Source organism: Streptococcus sp. ELY_125 (assembly GCF_058314535.1).
In genome coordinates, this window is sequence record NZ_JBZFUM010000039.1 from 1 (window position 1) to 7,390 (window position 7,390).

Consider the following 7,390-nt stretch of genomic DNA (forward strand, 5'->3'; position numbering starts at 1 on the left):
TCAGTTTTATGTTCTGAGTTTGATATCGAAAGACCATTGGTGAGAAGCTTAAAAGGTCTAGAACTATGGTTAGAGCAGGCAATCTTTACCTATAACTTAAGATTTTTTAACTAGCACCACGGGTAAGGTATAAATTGGGAGATAACAGAAAAAAACAATGAATAAAACAGAACGTCAACACAAGATTAAAATGATTATCCAAGAAGAGCGCGTCGGAACACAGGAAGAGATCAAAGACAGTCTCGCTAAGCAAGGAATTGCGGTGACTCAGGCGACCCTGTCGCGGGATTTGCGGGAGATTGGCCTTTTGAAGCGCCGCGATGACTCAGGCAAGCTCTACTACAGTCTCTCCACAGATGAGTTCTCTCATCTAGCTGATGCGGTTCAAGATTATCTTAAGCATCTTTCCAGAGCTGGTTTTATCCTAGTCTTAAAGACAGAGCTAGGCGAGGCAGATGTTCTGGCCAATATTATTGACCAAGAGAAACGCAGTGATATTTTAGGAACGGTTGCAGGAGCAGATACCCTCCTTGTTATTTGCCAAGACGAGGACAGGGCCAAGGCTATTGAAGATGAGTTAAGCTGATGGCAAATTTAGAAGAGGCCACTAAGGCTTTACAAAGATTGTTAGCTCAGCATGAAAGTGTCCAAGCTTTTCATGCTGTTCAAAATAAGGTGGAACAACTGCCAGAACTCCGTAAACAAGCTCATGCCATGAAGGCTTACCAGCAGGAGGCCGTGCTTTTTGAAAAACTAGAAAAAAGACGGGCGGCCAACCAGTCAGGGCAGACAGCTGATCAGTTGGAACAAGAATTAGCTCAGCTCCCACTGGTTCAGGATTATCGTGAAAAAATGCAGGATGCCAGTGATCTTCTGCAATATGTCACCAGCAGTATAGAAGAAAAGATAAATGAGGAATTAGGGAATGGCAAAAGATAAAATTTCTCCCGGTATGCAGCAGTATTTAGACATCAAAGAATCCTATCCGGATGCTTTTTTGCTTTTTAGGATGGGAGATTTTTATGAACTATTCTACGATGATGCCATCAAAGCGGCTCAGATTTTGGAGATTAGCTTAACCAGTCGTAATAAAAATGCGGATACCCCCATTCCTATGGCAGGCGTCCCCTACCATTCAGCCCAGCAATACATCGATGTCCTTGTTGATTTGGGTTACAAGGTGGCTATTGCTGAGCAGATGGAAGACCCCAAGCAGGCTGTCGGTGTTGTTAAACGCGAGGTAGTACAAGTTATCACTCCTGGAACGGTAGTTGACTCAACTAAGCCTGACAATGCCAATAATTTTTTGGTAGCGGTTGATTATCTTAGCGGCAGCTATGGGCTATCTTATATGGATGTTGCAACGGGAGAGTTTTACGCCACCAGCCTGAGCGATTTTACAGCCGTTCGCAGTGAAGTTCAGAATCTCAAGGCGCGTGAAATAGTAGTGGGCTATGAACTCGATCAAAGACAAGAGGAAATCTTAACCAAGCAGATGAACCTGTTGCTATCACCGGAATTTCAAGTTTATGATGACGTTCATCTAATTGGTAGTGACTTGTCAGCTGTAGAGGCCCAAGCGGCAGGCAAGCTTTTACAGTATGTGCACACGACGCAAAAACGTGAACTCAGTCATCTACAAACCTTGATTCACTATGAAATCAAGGATTTCTTGCAGATGTCCTATGCAACTAAAACGAGTCTGGATTTACTGGAAAACGCTCGAACTGGCAAGAAGCATGGGAGTCTGTTCTGGCTTTTGGACGAGACAAAGACTGCTATGGGGATGCGGCTCTTGCGAACCTGGATAGACCGCCCTTTAGTCAGTCCGGAGCGCATTTTAGAACGTCAGGAGATTGTTCAAACCTTTCTTGACCATTTCTTTGAACGCAGTGATTTAACCGACAGTCTTAAGGGGGTATATGATATTGAGCGGCTAGCAAGCCGTGTTTCATTTGGTAAGGCCAACCCCAAGGATTTATTGCAGTTAGGTCAAACTCTTGCGCAGGTCCCTAAAATCAAGACAATTCTAACAGAGTTTGATAGTCCAGAACTAGCCGCCTTAAATGCTGATATTGACGCATTGCCAGATCTGTCTACTCTTATTGATGCAGCGATTGATTCAGATGCTTCAGCAACGATTACAGAAGGCAGTATTATCAAAGCGGGGTTCGACGAGCGCCTTGACCACTACCGTCAGGTCATGCGCGAAGGTACTCGGTGGATTGCTGAAATCGAGGCCAAAGAGAGGGAAGCCAGCGGCATTACTACCCTCAAAATTGATTATAATCGCAAGGATGGCTATTATTTTCATGTGACCAATTCTAACCTATCTCTGGTTCCAGAACATTTCTTTCGTAAGGCCACACTGAAAAATTCAGAGCGTTTTGGTACGGCGGAATTAGCCAAAATAGAGGGCGATATGCTGGAAGCACGGGAACAATCCGCTGACTTAGAATATGATATTTTTATTAGTATCCGCAATCAAGTTGAAAAGTATATCCAACGACTGCAAGATTTAGCCAAAAACATCGCCACCGTTGATGTCCTCCAGAGCCTTGCGACTGTAGCTGAAATCAATCATTATGTCCGCCCTGTTTTCAATACTGATGATGTAATTAATATCCAAGAAGGCCGCCATGCCGCCGTCGAAAAGGTGATGGGCAGTCAGGAATACATTCCTAATACGATTCAATTAGATCAAGAGACTATGATCCAGCTCATTACAGGGCCTAATATGAGCGGTAAATCGACCTATATGCGTCAGTTAGCCTTGATTGTTGTCATGGCACAAATTGGTGCCTTTGTTTCCTCCCAGTCAGCTAATCTGCCGATTTTTGATGCTATCTACACCCGTATTGGTGCTGCAGATGATCTGATTTCAGGTCAGTCAACCTTTATGGTGGAAATGATGGAAGCTAATACAGCTATTCAAAGAGCCAGTGCCCGTTCACTCATCCTTTTTGATGAACTGGGCCGAGGAACAGCGACCTATGATGGGATGGCTCTCGCCCAGTCGATTATTGAGTATATTCACAATGAAGTTGGAGCCAAAACTTTATTTGCAACTCATTATCATGAGTTGACAGATCTGTCAATTAGCTTGCCACATCTTGTCAACGTGCATGTATCTACCTTGGAAAAGGACGGGGATGTCACCTTCTTGCATAAAATTACTGATGGGCCGGCTGATAAGTCTTATGGTATCCATGTTGCTAAGATAGCTGGTCTTCCGAAGACTTTATTGGAGCGGGCTGATCATATTTTAGCAGACCTAGAAGCCCACTCGGTCGATCTAATAGAGGAGCAATCCAGAGTTGACAGCCTTGACAAGACCGTCAAGGAAGAGCCGATACCTCATCAGGTATCCCTGTTTGAGGAGTCAGGAAGTGATAGCCAACTCCTTCAAGCGTTAAGAGAGATTGATGTGGTCAATATGACCCCGATGGAAGCAATGAATACTCTTTATGAACTCAAAAAACTAGTATAATTCCTAAGCCCCTATCAGCCGGCGACTTGAACAATTGCACAAAGTGAGGATTTTATGTCAAAAATTATAGAATTACCTGAGGTTCTGGCCAATCAGATTGCAGCAGGTGAAGTGGTTGAGCGTCCCAGCAGCGTTGTTAAAGAATTGATAGAAAACGCTATTGATGCAGGTAGTACACAAATTACCATCGAAATTGAAGAATCCGGCTTAAAAAAAATTCAGGTAACAGATAATGGTCAGGGGATTGAAGGGGAAGATGTACCCTTGAGTCTGCGTCGCCACGCAACTAGTAAAATTAAAAATCAAGCTGATCTCTTCCGCATCAGAACCTTGGGTTTTCGTGGAGAGGCTCTACCCTCGATAGCTTCTATTAGTAATATAAGTCTCAAAACTGCGACTGCAGGTGCAAAATATGGAACCTTATTAGTCGCTAAGGGTGGGGATATTGTGTCGCAAGAACCAATCAGTACACCCGTTGGAACCAAAATCACAGTGGAAGACCTCTTCTTCAATACACCCGCTCGCCTAAAGTACATGAAATCACTGCAAGCGGAGTTGGGCCATATTGTGGATGTGGTCAACCGTCAGAGTCTGGCCCATCCAGAGATTGCCTTTAGTCTGATTAATGATGGTCGAGAGCTGACCAAAACTGCGGGGACAGGTGATTTGCGACAAGCCATCGCGGGAATTTATGGTCTTAATACGGCCAAAAAGATGGTGGAAATTTCAGCGTCTGATCTGGATTTTGAGGTTTCGGGCTATGTCAGCTTGCCCGAATTGACACGGGCTAACCGCAACTATATTACGATTTTAATTAATGGCCGTTATATCAAAAACTTTCTCCTTAATCGTGCCATCTTAGATGGTTACGGTTCCAAACTTATGGTTGGTCGTTTTCCTCTTGCCGTCATTGATATTCAAATTGATCCTTATCTAGCAGATGTCAATGTTCACCCAACTAAGCAGGAGGTACGAATTTCAAAAGAAAAAGAACTGATGCAGTTGATAAAAGATGCGATTGCAGAGAGCTTGAGAGAACAAGATCTAATACCAGATGCCTTAGAAAATTTAGCTAAGTCGAGTGTCCGCCGAAGCCAGGTTCCAGTTCAGACCAGCCTGCCCCTCAAGCGGACTAATCTTTATTACGATAAGGAAGCTCAAGATTTCTTCATTAAGAATGATAATCAAGTTGCTGAGACACGTGCCCCTGAAGAAATTAGTAATGTCAAACAAGTTGACAGACCTGATAAGCAGGTATCTGAAGCTACTGAATCATCTGCCGTTAAGCTAGCTCAGCGTCAGACAGACCTAGAAGATGATCATGAGCATCCAGATATTGATTTTTCCAAAAAATCTCAAACCAAACGTCTACTCAATCGCTTAGAAAACGAAGAAACCTTCCAATTTCCTGAGTTGGACTATTTTGGACAGATGCAGGGCACCTATCTCTTTGCCCAAGGTAATGGCGGCCTCTATATCATTGACCAGCATGCGGCCCAAGAGCGCGTTAAATATGAGTATTACCGAGAAAAAATCGGAGAGGTTGACAGTTCTTTACAGCAGTTGCTTGTTCCCTACCTCTTTGAGTTTATGGCTGATGATTTTATCAATTTACAGGAAAAAAGTTCTCTGCTTAATGAGGTTGGTATCAATCTGGAGCCCTATGGGCACAATACTTTTATCCTGCGGGAGCACCCAATCTGGATGAAGGAAGAGGAAATTGAATCGGGTGTCTATGAGATGTGTGATATGCTTTTGCTGACAGAACAGGTTTCAGTTAAGGAATACCGTGCTGAGTTAGCTATTATGATGAGCTGTAAACGCTCAATCAAGGCCAATCACGCCTTGGATGACTACTCAGCAAGAAACCTCCTTGTTCAGCTAGCCCAGTGTAAAAATCCTTATAACTGCCCGCATGGGCGTCCAGTTCTTGTCAACTTTACCAAGTCGGATATGGAAAAAATGTTCCGCCGTATTCAAGAAAATCACACTAGCTTACGAGAACTGGGGAAATACTAGACCAGATAGGGGAATAGCTCGGCTCAAATCGCTTTAATTTTAGTACCTCTCCTGTGTTTTTAGCCTGTGATCTAGAAGGGCTTAATTCCTAATATCTACTTCACCCTCCTGTTTCAGGGGTCGTACTTCAGGCAGCCTCCCAGATGTTAAAGTCTACACTTTGGTCTTGTGCAAAGAATTTCTTTCAACTGTTTGAGAAATAGTTGAAGATTGTTGATAAAAGTAGCGGATCTAATCTTCTCCACCGCGTAAAGAGTTTGTTCAAAAACATGAGGATGGGACGAGTTTTTGCTCAGACTTTTTTGGTAAAATTTTATAGAAAAATATCTATCCAGAAAGGTACTAAACATGTACGATTACCTCAAAGGTCAGCTGACCAAAATTACAGCAACTTATATAGTAGTCGAAACAGGCGGCATCGGTTATATGATCAATGTTGCCAATCCTTACTCTTTTTCTAATCAGATGAATCAGTCAATTCAAATCTTTCTCCATCACGTAGTTCGTGAGGATGCTCAGCTTTTCTATGGTTTTCACAATGAAGATGAGAAAGATGTTTTTCTTAAATTGATTTCCGTTTCAGGGATCGGTCCGACAACCGCCCTAGCCATCGTTGCTGTTAATGATAATGAAGGTCTAGTAACAGCCATTGAGAACAGCGATATCAAGTATCTCACCAAGTTTCCTAAAATCGGTAAGAAGACCGCTCAGCAAATGGTCTTGGACTTGGCAGGCAAATTTGTAGACCTTCCACAAACTGGTGGAATTGCAGTCAAATCGGCACCATTATCAGCTAATCAAGCTCTCGATGAAGCTATGGAGGCTCTTTTAGCTTTAGGTTATAAGGCTAGCGAACTTAAAAAAATTCGAGCCTTTTTCGAAGGCACTAGTGAGACAGCTGAGAATTATATCAAGCAGGCTCTCAAAATGTTAATGAAATAACAAGATACTAGGAGCGCCAAAAAAGAGTAAATGGAAGACTTAAGCTACATGTTTGCGGCAAGACACTTTATCTTTTGATCAATGCCGCTAAACGACGACAAACGCATACAAAAAGGATTTTTGAGTATTAATAAATCAGATCTATCCCTGTTTTTAAACCAAGTTAATGACACAAGATACTAAGCTGTTCAATCAGCCCTTATAACTATAAAAGGAGACTAATATGACCAAGCGCTGCGGTTGGGTTAAGATGACTAACCCTTTGTATGTTGATTACCATGACAAAGAATGGGGGCGTCCTCTACATGATGAGCGAGCCCTTTTTGAGCTGCTCTGCTTGGAGACTTATCAAGCAGGCCTTTCTTGGGAAACCATCCTCAATAAACGGACAGCTTTCAAGGAGGCTTTTCACGATTACCAGATCGATACCGTTGCGGCCATGAGTGATACTGAATTGGAAGATATTTTGCAGAATCCTGCGGTTGTCCGCAATCGTTTAAAAATTTACGCCACCCGTGCCAATGCTCAAGCTTTTCGCCGGATTCAAGAGATCTATGGTTCTTTTGATACTTATATTTGGTCTTTCGTTGACCGTCACACCATCAATAACCACGTTGAAGATTATCGCCAAGCACCAGCTAAAACTCTCTTGTCTGAACAGGTATCCAAAGAACTGAAAAAACAGGGCTTTAAATTTGTAGGTCCGGTTGCGGTTTATTCTTTTTTGCAAGCTGCTGGCTTGATTAATGACCACGAAATAGACTGCGACTGGAATCCTAATACCCAAGTCAAATAAAAGCACCGCTCAGGCGGTGCTTCAGACTGAAGACAAAGCTCTTGGAATTACATTTCTAAGAGCTTTTTGCTCTGTTTAGGAGTATACTAAAAGAAAACAGTTTGTGAGGTAAGGCCATGTTTCACAAAGAAAAGCCAGATTAT

6 protein-coding genes and 1 pseudogene are annotated in these 7,390 nt (G+C 42.8%); all 7 read left to right on the forward strand.

Annotation, left to right across the window (positions count from 1 at the left end):
* Window positions 1-114 (forward strand): annotated as a pseudogene (locus AC4HAL_RS10825) (IS982 family transposase); the annotation flags it as partial.
* Window positions 115-157: 43 nt separating this feature from the next.
* The gene (gene argR, locus AC4HAL_RS10830) at window positions 158-586 is read left to right on the forward strand and encodes an arginine repressor (protein ID WP_447452597.1); all 429 of its coding nucleotides are present in this window, start codon (window positions 158-160) and stop codon (window positions 584-586) included.
* Window positions 586-939 (forward strand): YlbF family regulator, encoded by a 354-nt coding sequence (locus AC4HAL_RS10835; RefSeq protein ID WP_447452596.1) that lies wholly within the window; start codon window positions 586-588, stop codon window positions 937-939. Before argR ends, AC4HAL_RS10835 begins: the two co-directional genes overlap by 1 nt.
* A complete protein-coding gene (gene mutS, locus AC4HAL_RS10840) occupies window positions 926-3,490 on the forward strand; it encodes a DNA mismatch repair protein MutS (protein ID WP_491094166.1) in 2,565 nt (854 codons plus the stop codon). Before AC4HAL_RS10835 ends, mutS begins: the two co-directional genes overlap by 14 nt.
* Window positions 3,491-3,544: 54 nt before the next feature.
* A complete protein-coding gene (gene mutL / locus AC4HAL_RS10845; RefSeq protein WP_491094167.1) occupies window positions 3,545-5,509 on the forward strand; it encodes a DNA mismatch repair endonuclease MutL in 1,965 nt (654 codons plus the stop codon).
* 348 nt (window positions 5,510-5,857) lie between these two features.
* Window positions 5,858-6,451, forward strand: a complete 594-nt coding sequence (gene ruvA, locus AC4HAL_RS10850) for a Holliday junction branch migration protein RuvA (protein WP_491094168.1) — start codon at window positions 5,858-5,860, stop codon at window positions 6,449-6,451.
* 223 nt (window positions 6,452-6,674) lie between these two features.
* Complete coding sequence (locus AC4HAL_RS10855) at window positions 6,675-7,247, forward strand: DNA-3-methyladenine glycosylase I (protein WP_491094169.1); 573 nt, start codon at window positions 6,675-6,677, stop codon at window positions 7,245-7,247.
* Window positions 7,248-7,390 lie beyond the last annotated feature (143 nt).